At 62.0% G+C, this 18619-nt stretch carries 19 protein-coding genes; 9 read left to right on the forward strand and 10 right to left on the reverse strand.

The genetic code is table 11. The features are described 5' to 3' along the window. Nucleotides 1-66 precede the first annotated feature (66 nt). The 5 genes from PQQ86_RS18420 to PQQ86_RS18440 all read left to right on the forward strand — a co-directional run bounded on the left by PQQ86_RS18420 (nt 67) and on the right by PQQ86_RS18440 (nt 6130). Complete coding sequence (locus PQQ86_RS18420) at nt 67-639, forward strand: flavodoxin family protein (protein ID WP_171928499.1); 573 nt, start codon at nt 67-69, stop codon at nt 637-639. Nucleotides 640-919: 280 nt separating this feature from the next. Continuing rightward, nucleotides 920-1867, forward strand: coding sequence for an N-acetyl-gamma-glutamyl-phosphate reductase (argC, locus tag PQQ86_RS18425; protein WP_408269388.1), 948 nt, complete (start codon nt 920-922; stop codon nt 1865-1867). Between the two features lie 490 nt (nt 1868-2357). Beyond that, nucleotides 2358-3782 carry a DUF2957 domain-containing protein gene (locus PQQ86_RS18430; RefSeq protein WP_408269390.1) on the forward strand — a complete coding sequence of 475 codons (1425 nt, stop codon included), beginning with the start codon at nt 2358-2360 and terminating at the stop codon, nt 3780-3782. Between the two features lie 100 nt (nt 3783-3882). Continuing rightward, the gene (locus PQQ86_RS18435; protein ID WP_408269393.1) at nt 3883-5133 is read left to right on the forward strand and encodes a DUF2957 domain-containing protein; all 1251 of its coding nucleotides are present in this window, start codon (nt 3883-3885) and stop codon (nt 5131-5133) included. 172 nt (nt 5134-5305) lie between these two features. Then, nucleotides 5306-6130 (forward strand): OmpW/AlkL family protein, encoded by an 825-nt coding sequence (locus PQQ86_RS18440; protein ID WP_093641061.1) that lies wholly within the window; start codon nt 5306-5308, stop codon nt 6128-6130. A gap of 288 nt (nt 6131-6418) precedes the next feature. Here PQQ86_RS18440 and PQQ86_RS18445 read toward each other — a convergent pair whose 3' ends face one another. Together PQQ86_RS18445 and PQQ86_RS18450 are read right to left on the reverse strand one after the other, a co-directional pair. After that, the gene (locus PQQ86_RS18445; protein WP_408269397.1) at nt 6419-7054 is read right to left on the reverse strand and encodes a LysE family translocator; all 636 of its coding nucleotides are present in this window, start codon (nt 7052-7054) and stop codon (nt 6419-6421) included. A 191-nt stretch (nt 7055-7245) separates the two neighbouring features. Then, on the reverse strand, nt 7246-8115 hold the full coding sequence (locus PQQ86_RS18450) for an NAD(P)-dependent oxidoreductase (protein ID WP_408269400.1): 870 nt from the start codon (nt 8113-8115) through the stop codon (nt 7246-7248). 94 nt (nt 8116-8209) lie between these two features. On the opposite strand from PQQ86_RS18450, the gene PQQ86_RS18455 reads away from it, so the two are divergent. Together PQQ86_RS18455 and PQQ86_RS18460 are read left to right on the forward strand one after the other, a co-directional pair. Next, nucleotides 8210-8965 (forward strand): Mut7-C RNAse domain-containing protein, encoded by a 756-nt coding sequence (locus PQQ86_RS18455; RefSeq protein WP_408269403.1) that lies wholly within the window; start codon nt 8210-8212, stop codon nt 8963-8965. A gap of 137 nt (nt 8966-9102) precedes the next feature. Beyond that, a complete protein-coding gene (locus PQQ86_RS18460) occupies nt 9103-9381 on the forward strand; it encodes a hypothetical protein (protein ID WP_408269405.1) in 279 nt (92 codons plus the stop codon). 153 nt (nt 9382-9534) lie between these two features. On the opposite strand, the gene PQQ86_RS18465 is transcribed toward PQQ86_RS18460, so the two are convergent. From PQQ86_RS18465 to PQQ86_RS18480, 4 genes are all read right to left on the reverse strand, one after another. Then, nucleotides 9535-9747, reverse strand: coding sequence for a hypothetical protein (locus tag PQQ86_RS18465; protein WP_054040885.1), 213 nt, complete (start codon nt 9745-9747; stop codon nt 9535-9537). Between the two features lie 226 nt (nt 9748-9973). Continuing rightward, nucleotides 9974-10726: an IclR family transcriptional regulator domain-containing protein gene (locus PQQ86_RS18470; protein ID WP_097390619.1), complete on the reverse strand. Its 753-nt coding sequence runs from the start codon at nt 10724-10726 to the stop codon at nt 9974-9976. A 107-nt stretch (nt 10727-10833) separates the two neighbouring features. Further along, on the reverse strand, nt 10834-12012 hold the full coding sequence (locus tag PQQ86_RS18475; protein ID WP_408269409.1) for an SDR family oxidoreductase: 1179 nt from the start codon (nt 12010-12012) through the stop codon (nt 10834-10836). An 84-nt stretch (nt 12013-12096) separates the two neighbouring features. Further along, nucleotides 12097-12813, reverse strand: a complete 717-nt coding sequence (locus PQQ86_RS18480; RefSeq protein WP_408270346.1) for a MipA/OmpV family protein — start codon at nt 12811-12813, stop codon at nt 12097-12099. Nucleotides 12814-13069: 256 nt separating this feature from the next. On the opposite strand from PQQ86_RS18480, the gene PQQ86_RS18485 reads away from it, so the two are divergent. After that, the gene (locus PQQ86_RS18485; protein ID WP_408269412.1) at nt 13070-14005 is read left to right on the forward strand and encodes a DMT family transporter; all 936 of its coding nucleotides are present in this window, start codon (nt 13070-13072) and stop codon (nt 14003-14005) included. Nucleotides 14006-14041: 36 nt separating this feature from the next. On the opposite strand, the gene PQQ86_RS18490 is transcribed toward PQQ86_RS18485, so the two are convergent. The 4 genes from PQQ86_RS18490 to PQQ86_RS18505 all read right to left on the reverse strand — a co-directional run bounded on the left by PQQ86_RS18490 (nt 14042) and on the right by PQQ86_RS18505 (nt 17716). Next, complete coding sequence (locus PQQ86_RS18490) at nt 14042-14293, reverse strand: hypothetical protein (protein WP_408269415.1); 252 nt, start codon at nt 14291-14293, stop codon at nt 14042-14044. Nucleotides 14294-15070: 777 nt separating this feature from the next. After that, nucleotides 15071-15757, reverse strand: coding sequence for a DUF2242 domain-containing protein (locus tag PQQ86_RS18495; RefSeq protein ID WP_408269418.1), 687 nt, complete (start codon nt 15755-15757; stop codon nt 15071-15073). Nucleotides 15758-15930: 173 nt separating this feature from the next. Next, on the reverse strand, nt 15931-16557 hold the full coding sequence (locus PQQ86_RS18500; RefSeq protein WP_408269421.1) for a lytic transglycosylase domain-containing protein: 627 nt from the start codon (nt 16555-16557) through the stop codon (nt 15931-15933). Between the two features lie 193 nt (nt 16558-16750). After that, nucleotides 16751-17716, reverse strand: a complete 966-nt coding sequence (locus PQQ86_RS18505; protein ID WP_408269424.1) for a helix-turn-helix transcriptional regulator — start codon at nt 17714-17716, stop codon at nt 16751-16753. Nucleotides 17717-17835: 119 nt separating this feature from the next. Between PQQ86_RS18505 and PQQ86_RS18510 the strand changes: the two genes are divergently transcribed. Next, on the forward strand, nt 17836-18483 hold the full coding sequence (locus tag PQQ86_RS18510) for a glutathione S-transferase family protein (RefSeq protein ID WP_408269427.1): 648 nt from the start codon (nt 17836-17838) through the stop codon (nt 18481-18483). Nucleotides 18484-18619 lie beyond the last annotated feature (136 nt).

Consider the following 18619-nt stretch of genomic DNA (forward strand, 5'->3'; position numbering starts at 1 on the left):
CGCGTCGCTACATGCGCGCACAGTTGCCGTACTTACCTCTGCTTTTTCATCTTATCGGAGAGTGTTATGTCGAAAATCGTCATCGTTTATCACAGCGGCTACGGCCACACGAAGAAAGTCGCCGAAGCCGTGCTGGCCGGCACGCTCGAAGCTGGCGCGGACGCGAAACTCATGCCGGTCGGCGAGATCGACGACGCGGCCTGGACAGAGCTGGCCGCCGCCGACGCCATCATCTTTGGCGCGCCGACCTACATGGGCGGCCCGTCCGCCGACTTCAAGAAATTCGCCGACGCGAGTTCGAAACCGTGGTTCGGCCAGACGTGGAAGGACAAGATCGCGGCCGGCTTCACCAACTCGGCGACCATGAACGGCGACAAGTTTTCGACGATCCAGTACTTCGTCACGCTGGCAATGCAACACAGCATGATCTGGGTGGGCACCGGCATGATGCCGTCGAACACCAAGGCGGCGACCCGCAACGACCTGAACTACGTGGGCGGCTTTACCGGCCTGCTGGCGCAGTCCCCGGCGGATGCGTCACCGGAAGAAGCGCCGCCTGCCGGAGATCTGGAAACGGCCCGGATGTTCGGCAAGCGCGTCGCGGACGTGACGGCGCGGTGGAACGCGGGGGTTCGATAACGCAGCGTACGAAGGCTCGCGCCGGGAAGCCTCGGCCCTGCCTCGCGCGCTCGAGGCAGGCGTCGCGCTTGACAAGGTGCCGCGCCCAACAAGCGCCGCCAATCTGCCTCGAACCCACCAGCATCGGCTTGCATCTGTCACGTAACCGGTCACGCCGATGTCACTTTCGGCGCGCATCGTCGTTTTTTCACCCCGTTTCGCACACCCACCGCTATCAGGTCTTAAAATAGCGTTCCAGCGCGGTGTCGCGCCCCGTTTCCAGCAAGCCAGTGAGATCGAGATGAGCACGAAAGTTTTTGTCGACGGACAGGAAGGCACGACCGGCCTGAAGATTTTCGAATACCTGTCGCAACGCGCCGACGTAGAGGTCCTGCGTATCGAAGAAGCGAAGCGCAAAGACCTCGAAGAACGCCGTCGTCTCATCAACGCATCGGACGTCACGTTCCTGTGCCTGCCGGATGTCGCCTCGCGCGAGTCGGCCTCGCTGGTCGAGAACGACCACACCGTGCTGATCGATGCCAGCACCGCCTTCCGCACCTCGGCAGACTGGGCCTACGGTCTGCCCGAACTGGCCCACTCGCAGCGCGAGCGTCTGCGCACGGCGAAACGCATCGCCGTGCCGGGCTGCCATGCATCGGCCTTCGTGCTGGCCATGCGTCCGCTCGTCAAAGCAGGCGTCGTGGCGCCGGAGTTCGCTGCGCACGCTTACTCGATCACCGGTTATAGCGGTGGCGGCAAGAAGATGATCGCCGACTACGAAGCCGGCGGTAACGACAAGCTCAAGAGCCCGCGCCCTTACGCACTCGGCCTCACGCACAAGCATCTGCCGGAAATGGCTGCGCATACGGGCCTGAAGTCGGCGCCGGTGTTCACGCCGATCGTCGGCGACTTCTACAAGGGTCTCGCGGTCACCACGTTCTTCTCGCCGAGCCAGTTGGCCAAGAAGGCCACACCGCAAGACGTACAGGCGCTGTTCGCCGAGTACTACGCGGGTGAGGCATTCGTGAACGTCGCGCCGTTCGACGCGGAAGCAAACCTCGACAGCGGCTTCTTCGACGTACAGGCGAACAACGACACCAACCGTGTCGACCTGTTCGTGTTCGGCAATGAAGAGCGCTTCGTGACGGTCGCGCGCCTCGATAACCTGGGCAAGGGTGCATCGGGCGCGGCAATCCAGTGCATGAACCTCGCGATCGGCGCCAACGAAGAGGCTGGCTTAAAACGCTAAACAGGTTCGCGATACGGACGGCAATTCGCCGTCAATCCACAAAAAAGCCGGTCTTAACAGACCGGCTTTTTTTGTTTTAAAAACCTGCACTCAGAATCCCTCTTTTAAAGTTAATCAGTAGTAGCCCGCATTACTTTAAAAAGAAAAATCGGAATGCTCACCAACTCCCGGTAATTCATTCCCTGAATTGACCCGCACAGCATAGTTTGCCGCATAGGGAAACTCCGGATTTTTTGTCGAACGGTCGTTCGAAGATCATAGAGCCATTTTGCTGCAACGCTTGCCTGGTAAGGGTGTGCCGCGAAGCAACGATGTCGCTGCTGAACCCAAAAATCGTTTTTTGTTTAAAAGGGCTGCCAGGTCCCACATGGCATGCACCCGGCAAACATTTCGCTGTTTGAATCGGTCTTTTTAGACGGCTCATTCAATTGACAGGCATTAATCGCGCAGCGAAATTAGTTCGCACAATTACAGGAAGGGAGACAGCAGTATGTCGCACGCCATTACTCGAGGCCTGGCGATGGCCATTGCCACGGCCCCATTTCTCATCGCCTGCGGCGGTGGCAAGGCGGACAATCCCGGCACGATCAGCGCACCGCAATGCTCGGGATCGAGCTGCGGCGTGCAAGGTCCGCCGACTTCGAACGCTGGTACGACCGCGTTATGTCCGGCCACTGCTGACATCGTGAAGACCACGTTCCTGGGTGGCGCGGGTAGCGGCGAGGTGGTGCAGGTGAACATCGATGCGACGGCCATGACGTACACGCTGAAGTGGCTCGAGTCGCCGATTCCGTTGCGCACAGGTCAGGTCACGCCGACACGCGCGGGCACGCAGATCACGGGCGCGGTGATCCACCCGCCGACCGGCGCACTGCCGACCGCCGAACAGACACGCTGCGCTTTCATCCTCGGCGCGGGCACAGGCACCGGCGTCGGAGATGGTCAGCCCTACACAACACCCGATTTCACCAACAACCCCAACCCGCCGATGATCCTCGTCGGTCTGGGCGTGGCCGGCGGCGGAATCCCGGGCGCGAACGTCGAGTACGACGGCCTGACTATTGCCCCGTTGCCCGGCCTCGAGAACATCGGCGCCGTTCCCGCGCGGCATTTCGATTTCTATCCGTTCCTCGGGTTTGCCGCCACGACGACGGACATCACGAAGTTGCCTGGCACCTACAACGGCCTTCTCTACCATCTCGTGCCGTCGGGCTCTTATGCGGCAACAGCCACCAACACGGTTGAGACTTTCGACGCGAGCGGCAACTGCACCGGCTCCAATGCGGCCAACGCAGCGTTTCATCCGAGTGCAAGTGGCTGCCTGACGACCGGCACCGCCTGGACACTCAACAGCAGCGGCTACTTCGACAGTCAAAATACGCCGCAGATCGGGACTCAACTGACGCTGCCTACTGGGACTAGCGGTTCCGTGGCTCCGGCGCACATGATTCTCGGCCAGATCAACGGCGCAACGGTGCCGCTCGTTGTCCGCACGGGTCTCGTGAATCTCGGCACGGCGCCGCTGCATCTCGATGCCAAGGTCGACGACGAATCCGGCATCGCCATGCTCGCCGCAGCCACGCCGCTCGCATCCGGAGGCTTCGACGGCGGCTACGTTGGCGCGGATTCGAACTTCAAATCGACCGCTACGTTGATTCAGGGAGGTGTGGGCTCCTTCATCAACCCGTCGACGTCCGCAGCGGAAGACCACTTTGGCCTCAGCTACGGTCTGTCGAGCCCCGGACTGATCGGTGTCCAGCACCCGAACGGAACCGGCTTCGCGATCGCCTCCGGCGGACTGTACGCGATCGAGATTCAGGGCACGGTGAACGGCGGCGTGGCGCCGACCTCGCAACTCAGCGGCACTGCTTCGAGCGCCCCCTACTTCGGCATCGGAGCGCAGATCAGCAAGTAACGAACGAAGGACCGGTAGTTCGCAACACGAGACATAAATAGAGCAATAGGTGGCTGGACTGGGAGCCGGCCACACACAACGAGAAAATTCTGGAGGCGGTATGAAATGGAGAATCCTTTCGGTGCTCGCTCTTGCAGCACCGTTGCTGGGGGCGTGCAGTGGTGGTGGCGGCGGTAACGGAGATGGACCGGTGACGGAAGTTCGCCTGTGTCCTTCTTCGCTCGACTACGGCACGGTGTTCACCGGCGGCGGCGGTGACGGCGAACTGGTCAAGCTGCAGTTGGACACGACCAAGATGACCTGGCAGATCAACTACATCGAATCGCCGATCCCGGCGACCACCGGCACCGTCGCACCGACGCGCGCCGGCCAGAGCGCAAGCGGCACGCTGACCCAGGAAACCCTGCTGCCGACGCAGAAGCTCAACCAGTGCGCCTTCCGCCTGAACGGCGCCAGTCTCGACCCGAATCGTCCGGCGCGTATTTTCGTTGGCGAAGGCGTGGCAGGCGGCACGATCCCGGGTGCCGAAATTTCGTTCGGCGGGATTCTCGGCGTAGGCGCGGTACCCGACACCACGTTCCCGTACTACCCGTTCATCGGTTTCTCGTCGATTGAAACGAACCTTGCGAACGTGGTCGGCACCTACAACCAGCTCGGCTATCACCAGGTTCCTTCGCAGAACTTCGCGCCGGTCGCGGTCGATACGAAGATCACGATCAATGCGGACGGCACGTGGACCGAGTGCGACAACTCCGGTGTCAACGCGGGCTCGTGCCAGCAGCCGGGTACGAACTTCGTGCAGTCGTCGGACGGCAGCGGCGCATTCGAAACCGACAAGTTCGTAGGCCAGGCCAAACCAACGCTCGCCACCACGCCGAAGGCGCGCGGCTACATGATCGTCGGCAAGCTGCGCAATCAGGTGGTGCCGATCCTGGTGCGAACTGGCGCGGCGAACTCGTCAGTGACGACGCCGGTGAATGGCGAACTCGGTCCGTACGCGGACGACGAATCGGGCATCTCGATTCTGTCGCCGCAAACCTCGATCGCGGTGAACTCGCAAAACGGTGAGTACATCGGTGTGGATAGCCAGTTCGACTATCGCACCACGGCGCTCGAAGGCACCGAGGCCACGCTGCTCGATCCGTTCAATGCATCGCAGGCATCGCTTGCGACGGCGCTGAATCTGGCCTTCACGCAGACCGTGCCGGGTGTTGTCACGACGACGCAAGTGGGCGCCTCGACGGGTACCACGCCGACCGGAAAGATGATCTTCACGGGTGGCGTGTTCGGCTACCTCGATCTGACCAACGCGGCCTCGCCGTACTTCACGATCGGCGCCTTCGTCCAGTAATGGACGCAGCACGCGCCGCCGACACGCAGCGAGGCGTTCGCGTCCCGGCTGCTGCGCACAGCAAAAGCGCGGCAGCCGGCGTCCACCCAGTATCCAGCGCACCGGTTGGGCCGCCAGGCCGCCGTCGCTCGCCGCGCGCGACGAACGCAACGCGCGCCTCAGGAGGAACAACATGAAAAAAATCTATTTCGCGCTACTGGCCATCTGCCTGTCGGCCAGTGCGCACGCGCAACACGCGGGCGATAACGTCGCCGTGCTCGGCTGGTTCCACGTCATGCCGCAGGATTCGAGCACGCCGCTGACCACCAACGTCGCCCCGACGCCGATCAATACACCGCTGCGTCTGCCGAGCTCGTTCACGTCTGCCGGCACGGGGTTGTCGACCAGCAGTGCCAATACCGTCGGCCTCGTGTTCAGCCACTACCTCACCGATCACATCGCCGTATCGACGGTGGCCGGCGTGCCGCCGGTTTTCAAGCTCTACGGGCACGGCACCGTCAAGCCGCCGGGACCGGCAGGCGCACTCGGTCAGCAGGATCTGGGCGATCCGCAGGCCAATCCGATCGTAAAGAGTGTGCGCCAGTGGAGCCCGGCGCTGCTGTTCCAGTATTACTTCAATGCGCCGACGGCCCATTTCAGGCCGTTCGTGGGTATCGGCGTGTCGTATAACTGGTTCTCCGACGTTCAGCTGAGCCCGAACTTCGTGACCGCGACGCAGAACAATCTCGGCTCGGTGCTGGCAGCCGGCGCGGGCAAGCCCGGACAGACGCAGGTGTCGGCGAAGGCGTCCTCGTCCTGGCAGCCGGTGTTCAATGCGGGGCTCTCGTACAACATCACCGACCACTGGGGCCTCGTGGCATCGGTCACGTACATTCCGCTGAAGACCACCTCGTCGGTCATCATCAAGGCGGCGGACGGCACGGAATTGGGTGTCTCGAAGGCGGAGCTGAAAGCCGATCCGATCATTTCGTTCCTGGCCGTGTCCTACAAGTTCTGAGTTCGACGTAGATATGACAAAGCCGGCGGGCCCCGCAGAGGGGTCAGCCGGCTTTGTCTTTTCTGGAGGACGCGGGAAATTCAGGGCAAAAAAAAGCCCGCCTAAGCCGGCGGGCTGAATCCATATCAGAGGAGACATGGAGGAGACAAGACAAACTATAGCAAATGGTTTGGTGCGTCGCAACATACAAATTAGGGTTGACCCTCTGCGTTGTATAAGCACAACAATCCTTGCAACGTTTTGCGAGCGAGCGGCGCTGAGTGCCGCGCACCTGCCGCGATCGCTCGCCTAATGCCGCACCAGTGCCATCATCGCGCCGAAACCGACGAACACGCCGCCCGTCAGACGATTGAACATCCTCGCGACGCTGCGGCTCTTCAGCCTGGCGCCGATCCGCGTGCCGAAACCGGCGTACACCAGGTACCAGCTCACCTCGATGACCGCAAAAGTCGCGACGAGCACGCCGAACTGCGGCAGCTTCGGCTGCGCAGCGTCGATGAATTGGGGCAGCAGCGCGGCGGCGAACAGGATGGCCTTCGGGTTGCTGCTCGCCACCAGGAAGCCGTTGCGAAACAGCACGAGGCGCGAGCGCGCGGGTTTGGCGGAAAGTTCATCGACCGCGCCGGCAGCGCCTTCGTCAGCCGGTGCCCGCCACGCCTTGATGCCCAGATAAACGAGGTAGGCCGCGCCGATCATCCGCAATGCGTTGAACATCGTCGGCCACGCCGCGAGAAAGACGCCGAGGCCGGCTGCCGACACCGCCAGCATCAGCACCAGCGCCGACAGGCAGCCAGCCATGGTCGCGCTGGAACGGCGCAGCCCGTGCTGGGCGCCGTGCGTCATCACCAGCAGCATGTTCGGACCGGGAATCGCGGAAACGACGAAAACAGTGACGGCGAACAGCCACCAGGTATGGAGACTCATTGGGATCAAGGCGAATTGGAATCGGACGGCTATTATGCCCGCCCGTGCAAATCCGTGGCGACGCCCCATCGCGCGCATCCCGGCACGCAGGCGCCGCTCCTTGCGGCGAAGCGCGCTCGGCCCAACTGCCGAGCACAGGCTCAACAATGGATGCGGGGCGCGCCTTCAGGAGCGACGGCCCAAGCACCTGCTCAGCGCCCTGCCCGCCGCGCCGCCACCTGCCCCAGCACCGCGAAGTCCTTCTCGCCGTCGCCATGCGCTACCGCTTCGATCAGGCTGTCACGCACCACACTCGCAATCGGCAGCGGCGTGTTGACCGCATCAGCGGCCGCCAGCGCGAGGCGCAGGTCCTTCAGTCCGAGGCGCGCCTTGAACAGGGCCGGCTCGTAGCGCTGCTCCGCGATCAGTTTGCCGTAGCCCGAATAGACCGGTCCCGGGAACAGGCCGCTCGTGATGACGTCGAGGAAATCCTGCATCGCAAGGCCGTGGCCGGTCACGAGCGTGGCCGCCTCGCCGAGCGTCTCGACAGCTGCGCCCAACATGAAGTTAGCCGCGAGTTTCATCACGTTCGCCTGTTGCGGCAGCGAACCGATGCGCCAGGTTTTCTGGCCGATCGCGTCGAAAATCGGCTGCACGCGGTCGATCGACTCGGCCGGGCCGCCTGCCACGATCGTCAGCTTGCCCGCTGCCGCGACGTCGGGGCGCCCCATCACCGGTGCAGCAACGTAATGGATGCCGCGCGATGCGTGCGCCGTCGCCAGCTCCTCAGCGAGCGCCACTGAGATCGTCGCCATGTTCACGTGGATCAGGCCACGCTGGGCGTGTTCCAGCAGCGACGCGGTGATGACTTCGCGCAGCGCGGCATCGTCGGCGAGCATCGAGAACACGGCGTCGCCCGCAAACGCTTCAGCCGGCGTCGCGACGATCCGCGCACCCGCGTCGGCGAGCGGCTGCGCGCGTTCCGGCGAGCGGTTCCACACGCGCACCTGATGTCCGGCTTTCAAAATGTTTGCAACCATCGCGGCACCCATCTCGCCGAGACCGATAAAACCGATGTCCATCTGTCGCTCCGTCTTCTAAAGAACTGGAAGTAAAGCACACCCATGCGACACGTGCAGGACAGCGCGCAATTAAACACGGTGCGATACTGATGCGATGGTCACCGCGACATTCCGCTTCTATGAGGAGCTGAACGATTTTCTCGCCCGGCCCTTGCGCCGGCGCGCGTTCAGTCATGTCTGCGTGCACGGCGCGACCGCGAAACATATGATCGAAGTGCTCGGCGTGCCGCATACCGAGGTCGAACTGATTCTGGTGAACGGTGAGTCGGTCGGTTTCAATCATCCGCTCGCCGACGGCGATCGCATCGCCGTTTATCCGAAGTTTGAAGCGCTCGACATCCAGCCGCTATTGCGCGTACGCGAACATCCGCTGCGCGTGGTGCGCTTCATTGCCGATGCGCATCTGGGCGGTCTCGCACCACTGCTGCGGCTCGCTGGCTTCGACACGCTGTACGACAACCACTATCCCGACGCCGATATCGAAGCGCTCGCAGCAGCACAACAGCGCATCGTGCTGACGCGCGATCGGGAGCTATTAAAACGCCGCACCATCACGCACGGCTGCTACGTACGCACACTGCGGCCGCGTGAGCAATTGCGAGAAGTGTTTGAACGGCTCGATCTGGCCGGCAGCGCGCAGCCGTTCCGTTTGTGTCTGATGTGCAATGCGCCGCTGCGGCGTATCGCCAAAGATGAAGTCGGCGACCGGGCGCCAGATGGCGTGCTGGAACGGCATAACCAGTTCGTCACCTGCGACGTGTGCCGACGCGTGTTCTGGGAAGGCACGCACTGGCAACGCATGCGTGCGCTGATGGACAGTGTGGCCGGCGCGCCGGAACCGCCGATTTGAACACCACTCAACGGCTCGGACTCCATGAGGCCTGAGCACCGCGCCAACGCCGCTCAGGTCCGGAATCGCCGCCGCTCGCTCGACGCGCGGCGCGATGCGTACAATGCGGGATTACTTATCTGGCAGAGGCCTTCCGTATGGCGATGAAAAAAACCGACCTTGAGAAGAACAAGGCGCTCAAGCTGAACAGCGCAATGAAACTTTCGACCGCCGACCGCTTTGGCAAACCTGCTGCCGCCGACCCGAAGCTCGATCGCCGCGAACAGCGCAAGCTCGATCAGGCGCAGGGCCTCGTCGCGTTCGCCTGCAAGCTGAATGGCGACCTGGTCACAGAACTGAAAGCGCGGGCCGTCACGCATCCGGAAGGCATGTCCGGGCTGCTGAACGAGGTCATCAAGCGCGGCCTCGCGGGCTAAACACCGCCCAAACCGCCGTCCAATACAAAAAGGCCAGAGCAGAAGCTCTGGCCTTTTTGCTGGCGACATTTAACCGGAACTGCGCTGCACTCGCCGACTAGCGGCGCGTACAGGAGAGCCGGCAGGGTTCGCCCAGCGAAACCAAGCGTGAGCTTAGTTTGCCGCGCCCTTGTCGTTCGTGCCGGCTGCCGAAGCTGCTGCCGAAACCGGAGCGCGCTTGCCGTGCGTCTTCAGCTTCTTGATGTGGTGCTTCTTCGGCGCGCTAGCTGCAGCGGCCGGCGCTGCTGCGTCCGATGCCTGTGCGAAAGCTTGAACGGAGACCAGCGCGATCGATGCGGCTGCGAGCGAGACGATGAATTTTTTCATGTGTTGTTCCCCAAACCTGGACGACTGAGTCAATGTGAATGAAATAGCAGAACGGTGAAGCAGACAAGGCTTGAGGCGCCTTACCGCTCCCCGCGGGAGAGTATTACGCAGCGTAGGCGGTTTGTCATGCGCAAAACTCGATATGTATTTTCCACGAGACAGCTTGCTTTCGATATGCTTTCACTCATTAAGCATGCCATATCAGGGAGATTACCTAGGCCTGCTTCTAGACCAGATTCCGCAGCAAACTGGCGGTTTCCTGAAGGGTCGGCAGCACCCGATGCAGCGCGGCATTCGCCGATTCCTGGCCGATCGGCATGCTCACGCTGATCGCCGCCACGACCGAGCCATGCCGGTCACGCAATGGCACCGCGACACCGCGCATGCCCAACTCCAGTTGTTGATCGGTAACAACATAACCATCGCGGCGGATTTCGCCCAGGACTTCGCGCAAGCGCTCCGTGGTCGAATACGTATGTGGCGTGAATACCTTGATCGGATAGGACGCTAGCCACTGTTCGATGCTTTCCGGTGGCTGGAAGGCCAGCAGGATCAAACCCGCCGACGAGAGCGGCGCGCTCGCTCGCGAGCCGAGCACGAAACCGACCGCCATCGCCCGGTTGACGCCGTTGCGCGCAACGTAGACCACGTCGTGTTCGTCGAGAATCGCGACCAGCGCGGTTTCCTGCACCGTCGCGGTGATGCGCTGAAGAAACGGCTGCACGGTGCGCGGCAAGCGCGCTGAATCCAGATACGACTGACCGAGCCGCAATACGCGTGGCGCGAGCCAGAACAGCTTGCCGTCGGTATCCACGTAGCCCAGTTCGCGCAGCGTCAGCAGATAGCGGCGCGCCGCCGTGCGCGAAAGCCCTGCTCGGGCGGCCACCATAGTCGGCGTCATGCGCGCATGCTCTTCGTCGAATGCTTCGATGATCGCCAGCGCCTTCGCGGCGCCGGCGATCCAGTCTTTCTCGTCCATTGCGTCTGCCTGAAAGTCGGCCTGCCCGGCAGGTCAGTGATGTTTTGAGCCGCCTGGCCGTTGCGCGATTATCGCGCGAGTAGCTCGGGATGCACGCGACTAAAGGCTCATTTGAAGTCCCAACGCATCTGCTCGGCGATCCCCACCCCGCGCGAGGTCCGCACACATTCGCTCACGTAGTCTGTGAAGGGCAGCGGCTCGAAACCGATCTCGTCACGCAGACGGCGGTTGTCAAACGCGTAGTCCAGTTCCGCGAAACCGGCGTACAACCGCAGCGCGTGCTCGATCAGGCGGCCGCTGCCGCAGCGGTCGCGGCCCACCACCTCGCGTGCGATCTTGCCGAAGTCGCGCACGCGGCATATCGAATAGCGTCTGCCCGAGGTGCCGGTGGCTTCGTCCATGGCGCTGATAATCTGACCGATGGTCGGCGCCTCCGAACCCGCCGACACGTGATACGTATCGAAAGCCAGCGACGGCTTCACCGCCAGCAGCGCGAGCGCACGCGCGCAGTCGTCGGCGGACACCACGTCGATGCGGTTCATCGCCCGCGCCGTAAAGCGCCGAGCGCCGTGCACTACGCGAAACACCCAGAACAGGCTCGCAGACGGCAACGTGCCAAGCACCGTGTGACCGACCACACTCGACGGGCGCACCACCACCAACGGCAAACGTGGATACGTGCTGCGCAACAGGCGTTCGACTTCGCGTTTGCTTTGCGTGTACGGCACGAGATGTCGCGTCTCGCCATAGCCGAATGGAGATTCCTGCACGTTCGCGCCACATTGCGTGCCGCACGCCATCGCGGTGCTCACGTGCAGAAAGCGCCGTAGCGTTTTGCTGCCGACAAAACGCGACACAAAGCGCAACGTATCGCGCACATTTGTATCGACCACCTGGGGATGCGTCGAGAACGATGCGAGCCCCGCACAGTTGATCACGTGCGATGCCTTGCCGAGCCGCGCCAGATCGATTTCCGAAAACGCGCTACCGAGCTCGCCGACCATCACGTTCGCATTAGTGATTCGCTGAGCGCGAGAAGGCGGCAGCCCGCAGCGCACTGCCGAAGCACGCAGTCGCGCGAGCGCGTCGGCCACGCTGACGCCGCGCACCAGACACACCATGCGTTCGACCAGGCCGGCGTTGATCAGGGTCACCAACAAATTGCCGCCGACAAAGCCGGTCGCACCGGTCAGCAGCACACTGTCGACGCCCATCGCCTGCGCGCGCGCCGACGATACCAGGCTGTCCTGCCAGGCGTTGGACAAAGGGGTTTGCCATACAAACATCGCTAGCTCCTTGCGGGGACGTCAGATCGTCGAAACATCGGTCCGGACAACCAATCAACAGCAACAGGCACATCCACACGCGCGTCAATACCGATACGTCAGCGCCGAGATCGCGAAGTAGTTGTTCTTCGATTGCACGATAGGACTGTTCGCCGACGCACCGAGCAGCCGCGTCACGCCGCCTTCGGTATGCACCGACCAGCGCGGCGAAAACATGTACGTCCATCCGGCCGACACCTTCGCGCTGTCGAATCCGCCTTTCACCGCATAGGGCTGAAAACGGCTCGCGGCCGCCTGCGCATCGGTGACCCCGAAGAAGGTCTGCGTGTAGCGGCCGCTGCCGGCATGCACGCTGCCTTTGATGCTGATTTCGTTGTCGACGCTTTGCAGCACCGGCACGGTCAGATCGACGTGCCCGCTCGTCCCGTGACTCGTGTTCGTCACCGGCTGGTCCAGCGTGATGCTGATGGTCGACGGGCCGAACAGATGCGCCCCGACCTGCACGGACAGCATCACCGAACCGGGAATCCGGCCCATGCCCTTCAGGTAGTCGGAACCGGGCAAGTCGGCTCGATTGCGATCCGTACGACCGAAGTCGTAGCTCAGCGCCGCCGAGGCGAACATGCCGTTAGCAAAGGTGCGCTTGTAGCCGAGGCCGTCCGTCGCGCTCAGAAATATGCCGTTGCTAAACTCTGCGGCGATCAGCGGCGCGACGAACGGACGGTAGTCGCGGCTGCCCTGATAGCGCGGCGCCACGCCGCCGGCCAGCGAGAACATATAGAAATTCTCGGCATAGGCCATCGACGAGCAGCTCAGGCCAAACAGCGGAACACACAGATAAGCGAAGCGTTTGCGCACGATCAGGACTTTTTTTGGGACGGAAGCCGCAGTCTAGGGACGCTGCCTCGCCGCGTCTGTCCTGAAGTTGGGGGAATGTGTGCGCAATTGTGTTCAAGTGTTCGCGAATGTTCGCGGCGTATCCCGCATGCGTGCGCGCGGATAGAATCGGTGCCTGACACGACGCCTTGTTAGAACAACCGAATTCGAAGAACCGCCTTTGAAACCTGACACACGCCAACACCTGCGCGCCAATCTGCTGATGCTGATCGCGGCGATGATCTGGGGCTCCGCATTCGTCGCGCAACGCCTGAGCCTCGATGCGATCGGACCGTTCCTGTTTACCGGACTGCGTTTCCTGCTCGGCGCGTTGGTCGTGTTGACGATGATCGTCTGCGTGCGGCGCTCCGCACTGGCTGAACTATGGAAGCGCGAACCCGGCGGCGCACGCGAACTCCTCGGTGCCGGTGTACTGCTTGGCGTCGTTCTGTCGGCATCGATTTCGTTTCAGCAGATCGGCCTGCAATACACGAAGGTCGCCAACGCCGGCTTCATCAGTTCGTTGTATGTGGTGCTCGTGCCCCTGCTCGGCGTGCTGTTTCGTCATCGGACGGGATTCGGCACGTGGCTCGGTGCGACGCTCGCTGCGATCGGCATGTACTTTCTGAGCGTCAACGAGCACTTCTCGATCCTGTACGGCGACTGGTATCAGCTGGCCGGCGCGTTGGTGATTTCCGTGCAGATGATGCTGGTGGGCCGCTTCGCACTGCGGCACGACACCCTCATGCTGGCGCTCGTGCAGTTCGTGACTTGCGGGCTCGTGTGTCTGGCCATCGGTCTCGTGACCGAGCCGATCAGTCTCGCTGTGATCGAGCGCGCCGCGCCGACGATTCTGTACGGCGGCGCGCTGTCGGTGGGCGTCGCTTATACGATTCAGGTGGTTGCACAAAAGTACGCGGCGCCGTCGCATGCTGCTGTGATCTTCAGTATGGAAGGCGTGTTCGCCGCGCTCGCCGGGTGGCTCGTGCTCGGCGAAACGCTGTCGGCGCGCGCGCTATTCGGATGCGCGCTGATGCTCGCGGGTTTGATCGTGTGTCAGGTGGGGCCAGCCTCGCGACGCGGGAGTGAACGTGATCGATTGCCTCACGAAGCGTGAGGGTTTAGCCAGGCGCGCGAGTGGTTGCTTCGGCCGCTAAGCAGCGCGCGGCAATGCGAAGAGTTTAGGTGTATCAGCGGTGGGTGGAAACACACACCAGCAGCCGTCGTCGTGTCGAAAGAAAAAGAGACTGCGCGATCCACCTTCCTGAGAAGTCTCGACCCGTACATAACGCCTGCCGCCCAGACGGGTGCGGCTGAATTCGGTCACGTGAACCGGAACCGAAGGCCCCGGCGCCAGCCATTTCTCGACCAGAAAACGCAGTGATTGTTCGCTTGCGGCTCTCATGATTCGCTCCGGGCCGGCTTGTCGTGGCTCGCCTCGCGTGTGGTGTCGTTGCTTTCGTCGTTTTCGGCGCCTTCCTCATCATGCTCGGAAGATGCGAGAGATATGGCCCGATTAGTGGCCGCCGCCCGCAGCGTCGTGCAGTGGCTGGCATGTCTGATATCCGAGAGAAGACGGACTAATTGTCGTGCTGTTCTGCGTTTCATTACACACCCCCGCACTGCACCAATAACTTCAGAAAACACTTTAACTCTATGCCTGGATAGGGCGTTGCTGAAATGATTTTGACTAAATAGCAACAGTTGCGCTTGCAAAAACATAGACGCAATCTTTGTACCTTCCAGCTTCAATGTGCGCGTTCGAGGAACCGCGGTCTGTACGGTGGCGAGCGGATGTCGTCGACGAAAAAGCCGGGCCGCCACCCGGCTGCGTAGGCCGGATGCGCAAGTTATCCACAATTGCCTATGAATAACTTCGGGATAGCGCATCGGACAGCCTGTGTGCGAAATCTTGATAAGACGCGCCGCCAGGCAAGCCCTGTCAAAGTTATCCCAGCTTTGTAGTTTTTCTACAGTCGTGTTCCGCAGGGTTATGGGTTTCGCATGACGTTGATGTGACGGAGGATTTGATAGTTATCCACAGACGGGGTTAACCCTTGTTAACTATTACTACATACATATACGTATGAAGTAAAAGACATAGGATAAGTACCGCTGCGTGATGAGATCAAAGGCTGATCAGCTCTTGATCAGCCAAAACCCCGCTGCAACGGTACGTGTATCAAGGCGCAACGCCCGGTCCGCTTGCAGGTTGCACGGCAGCAGCCTTTTCGATCGCATCAGGCATGTCGGGAGGCGGCGCTGGAATCATCGCTTCGACCGGCACCGGCAACAGGCGCGTTTCGATGCGGTTGTTCACAACCGGCTGCGTGCGCACCACCGTTTGCAGATAGTGATCGACAAGGCCGAAGAAACGATCGTAAAACTTGCCCGACGGGATGGTCTCACTTGAAATTTTGACCATCGCATCACTGTTCGAGCGGATCGGCAGCGACAGCGAACCCAGCACGCTTAGCCCGACGCTCGCTGACGTATCGCTTTTCTTCAGCGCAAAGCCATTCTGCACAGCGTTGACGTAAGCGATGCTCGTATCGTTCGCCTCTTCCCCCGGCGTACACACCACATGAAACTCGACGACGATATGCGTATCGCCGGTCGGCTGGAAATTTTTCGTCCCGTCGACGGTATCGGTGCGCGTCATCGTCGTCAGATAGCCCTGACTCAACAGCGCGCGGCGTGCAGCTTCGCAGGTATCCGTGGCGCTCGAATTGAAATTTCGGGCGTAAGGGCTCGCGCCCGTTTCGAACAATTCCTGTTGGAATTTCGGTTGCGGGGCGCTGCTGCAAGCGGCAAGTGTCAGCAGGCCGAAAAGCGCGATGGCAGTGGCTTTGGAAAACGAGGGGAACATGATCGATCGGAGGAGGCGCAGCGTGAGTTCGAATGGGAATGCATTGTAGAGCGGTTGCCAGGTGTGCGTAAAAAACGCGCAGCGCTACGCCGCCTTACACAGCGTGACGGCTCAATTCCACGCCTTCAAGCGCGGGAATATGACAAAGAGGAGAAATACGACTGAGTCGACGCTCAGTGCGGCATGGCAGGCGATGCGCCCGGCAGCGCCGCTGCGGCGTTGCCGGGCGGTATCGTAAAAGCGTCGGCCCAGTTGTCCGGCGCCGGGCAACGGTCGGCTTCGCACATGCTGGCTTGTACGCCCGGATGCGACGCGACGTCCTGCGCTCCGGCAGCGTCCGCGAAATCTTCGACGCGCAAGCTCACCTTCTTCGCGTATGCCTGCGATCCGCCGTAACTCTTGAGCGCCGCGTTCATGTCGCCGTTGGCCGAACGCATGTAGCCGTACAGAATCGCCGAGCCCACTTCGATGTTGGTGGTCGGCTCTGTGAGGTCCTTGACGTTCCTCAGCATCCCCCGGTGAGCGCCCGGCACCACCTGCATGAGCCCGGTCGCGCCGTTGGCGCCCTTGGCCTTTTCCTTGAAGCGGGATTCGATCGAAATGATCGCCAGCAGCAGTGCCGGCGGCAGCGAGTATTTCGAAGCGGCAGACTGCACCGCGTCCGAGATCTTTTGAGCCTTTTCCTTTGCCAGACCGAATTTCTGCGTCAGATACGCGGACATGCGGTCATTGTTTTCGTCGGCCGTTGCGGTTTGCATCAGGCCGAGCGAAAGCACGATCAGGCAAAGTAACCGGCTCATAACGGAGGACGGAAAAGAAAGGGGATTTGCGCATTATAGCTCTGCCCCCAAAAGAGGCACCAAACGGCCAAAATTCGTCTGAGGAAAGGTGGCCGGCCGGTGCGTGCACGCGTGCTTTGCGAGTGCATGTCGGGCCCACCCAGTTGCGCAGCAGTGCACTCGGCGAAACTACGCCGGCGGTGAACCGGTGCGCTCATTGCGCGTAGCGGCGATGCAAGGCTGCCGCCACTTCCGCGAAACGGGCACGCAATTCCGGCGGCGCCAGCACGTCGGCCTCCGTGCCAAAGCGCAGCAACTCCGCGCATGCCTGCCTTATCGAACCGACCGGCAACGTGACCGTGCGCCAGCCGTCGGACGGATCCGGCTCGCCGATTTTCGCGGCTGAGCGTGCGAACGGTGACGTGAAGGCTTCGAGCATCTGCATGCCCCACGGCGACAGGCGCAGCGTTGCCTCGCTCGCATGCATCTCTTCGGACAGACGCTGAATGCTGTCTTGCCAGTAAGCCGCCAGATCGAAGGCGGGCGGCCGCTCGAAAGTCTCGTCCAGCATGCTCAATTCGAGAATGCGCGAAATGCGGTAGATGCGGATGTCCGCGCCGACCCGCCCGACCGCGTACCACGCGCCGCTTTTCAGCACGATGCCGAGCGGTTCGATCCGGCGAAATTTTTCGGCCTTCCAGCTCTGGTAGCGAATCTGTAGCGGATGCTGTTCCCACACCGCGCTGGCGATCAACGGCAGATTCGCGGGCTGGTCCGCGTCGGAAAACCAGGCCGGGGCGTCGAGGTGAAAACGCGAGCGCATGCGCTCCGCGGTCGAACGCAATTCGACCGGCAGCGCGGCGAGCAACTTGGTTTGCGCGCCGGCCATCACGGCGCCGAGCCCGAGTGCCTGCACCGGCCCTGGCAAGCCGGCGAGAAACAATGCCTCCGCTTCCTGCGACGACAGGCCGTTCAGACGCGTACGGTATCCGTCGAGCAGACGATACCCACCTTCCGCACCGCGTTCGCTCTGGACGGGGACGCCCGCGGCGCTCAAGGCGTCGATATCGCGATAGATCGTGCGCAGGGAGACTGCGCATTCGTCGGCGAGCGACTGCGCGGTCACGCGTCCGCGCGCTTGCAAGGTCATCAGGATGGAAAGGAGGCGGCTGGCTCTCATACGGACAAGTGTAGTCATACCTGACATAAACTGACAGGTATGGGCGCTTAGGATGGGAACATCCGGCGCCAGATGGACGCTGGCCTTTCCAACGAGACGCTCACTCAGAAGGCTCCCCCATGACCACCGATCGCACGATTACTCTGTTCCACTCACCGCAATGCCGCTCCGTGAGCGCACTTACGCTGCTCGAGGAACTCGGTGCCCCGTATCAGCTGAAGGTGCTGAACATGAAGGCCGGAGAGCAGCGCAAGGCACCGTATCTCGCGATCAATCCGCTCGGCAAAGTGCCGGCGATTCTTCACGGCGACGCGCTGATCACCGAACAGGTCGCCATCTTTATCTATCTGGCCGACCTGTTTCCTGAAGCGGGTCTCGCGCCGGCACTCGACGATCCGCCGCGCGGGCCGTATCTGCGCTGGCTGGTGTACTACGCGGCATGCTACGAACCCGCGCTGGTCGACAAGGCGATGAAGCGCGAACAGGCGCCGCTCGCCACGTCGCCCTATGGCGATTTCGATTCGATGCTCGGGACCGTGACGAGCCAGCTCCAGGCGTCGCCCTATTTGCTCGGGGACAAGATGTCGGCCGCGGATATTTTGTGGGGCATCGCGCTGCATTGGGGGATGATGTTCAAGCTGGTGCCTGAGACGCCAGTTGTGCTCGAGTATGCCCAGCGCGTCTGCTCGCGGCCGAGCTTCGTGAAGGTGAGCGAGCGGGATGTTGCGCTGGCGGCCGAGCATGAGGCAGCCGTCAAAGGGGCTTGACGTTGCGTGCCGGCTGCCGGAGATGCGGCGATGATCAGCGATGCAGGCGCCTGACCGCTTGGCCAGTTGACCGGCCTGTTGACCCGGCATCCGGCTCGATGCGCCGGGATTTGAGACAATGGAGGCCGCCGGTGAA

It is taken from the genome of Paraburkholderia sediminicola (assembly GCF_046026675.1).
Taxonomy (GTDB): Bacteria; Pseudomonadota; Gammaproteobacteria; order Burkholderiales; family Burkholderiaceae; genus Paraburkholderia; species Paraburkholderia sediminicola_F.

Bases quoted from the DNA above. Each gene is read 5' to 3' on its own strand.
- PQQ86_RS18420 (WP_171928499.1), top strand. From the start codon at position 67: ATGTCGAAAATCGTCATCGTTTATCACAGCGGCTACGGCCACACGAAG.
- argC (WP_408269388.1), top strand. From the start codon at position 920: ATGAGCACGAAAGTTTTTGTCGACGGACAGGAAGGCACGACCGGCCTG.
- PQQ86_RS18430 (WP_408269390.1), top strand. From the start codon at position 2,358: ATGTCGCACGCCATTACTCGAGGCCTGGCGATGGCCATTGCCACGGCC.
- PQQ86_RS18435 (WP_408269393.1), top strand. From the start codon at position 3,883: ATGAAATGGAGAATCCTTTCGGTGCTCGCTCTTGCAGCACCGTTGCTG.
- PQQ86_RS18440 (WP_093641061.1), top strand. From the start codon at position 5,306: ATGAAAAAAATCTATTTCGCGCTACTGGCCATCTGCCTGTCGGCCAGT.
- PQQ86_RS18445 (WP_408269397.1), bottom strand. From the start codon at position 7,054: ATGAGTCTCCATACCTGGTGGCTGTTCGCCGTCACTGTTTTCGTCGTT.
- PQQ86_RS18450 (WP_408269400.1), bottom strand. From the start codon at position 8,115: ATGGACATCGGTTTTATCGGTCTCGGCGAGATGGGTGCCGCGATGGTT.
- PQQ86_RS18455 (WP_408269403.1), top strand. From the start codon at position 8,210: ATGGTCACCGCGACATTCCGCTTCTATGAGGAGCTGAACGATTTTCTC.
- PQQ86_RS18460 (WP_408269405.1), top strand. From the start codon at position 9,103: ATGGCGATGAAAAAAACCGACCTTGAGAAGAACAAGGCGCTCAAGCTG.
- PQQ86_RS18465 (WP_054040885.1), bottom strand. From the start codon at position 9,747: ATGAAAAAATTCATCGTCTCGCTCGCAGCCGCATCGATCGCGCTGGTC.
- PQQ86_RS18470 (WP_097390619.1), bottom strand. From the start codon at position 10,726: ATGGACGAGAAAGACTGGATCGCCGGCGCCGCGAAGGCGCTGGCGATC.
- PQQ86_RS18475 (WP_408269409.1), bottom strand. From the start codon at position 12,012: ATGTTTGTATGGCAAACCCCTTTGTCCAACGCCTGGCAGGACAGCCTG.
- PQQ86_RS18480 (WP_408270346.1), bottom strand. From the start codon at position 12,813: ATGGCCTATGCCGAGAATTTCTATATGTTCTCGCTGGCCGGCGGCGTG.
- PQQ86_RS18490 (WP_408269415.1), bottom strand. From the start codon at position 14,293: ATGAGAGCCGCAAGCGAACAATCACTGCGTTTTCTGGTCGAGAAATGG.
- PQQ86_RS18495 (WP_408269418.1), bottom strand. From the start codon at position 15,757: ATGTTCCCCTCGTTTTCCAAAGCCACTGCCATCGCGCTTTTCGGCCTG.
- PQQ86_RS18500 (WP_408269421.1), bottom strand. From the start codon at position 16,557: ATGAGCCGGTTACTTTGCCTGATCGTGCTTTCGCTCGGCCTGATGCAA.
- PQQ86_RS18505 (WP_408269424.1), bottom strand. From the start codon at position 17,716: ATGAGAGCCAGCCGCCTCCTTTCCATCCTGATGACCTTGCAAGCGCGC.
- PQQ86_RS18510 (WP_408269427.1), top strand. From the start codon at position 17,836: ATGACCACCGATCGCACGATTACTCTGTTCCACTCACCGCAATGCCGC.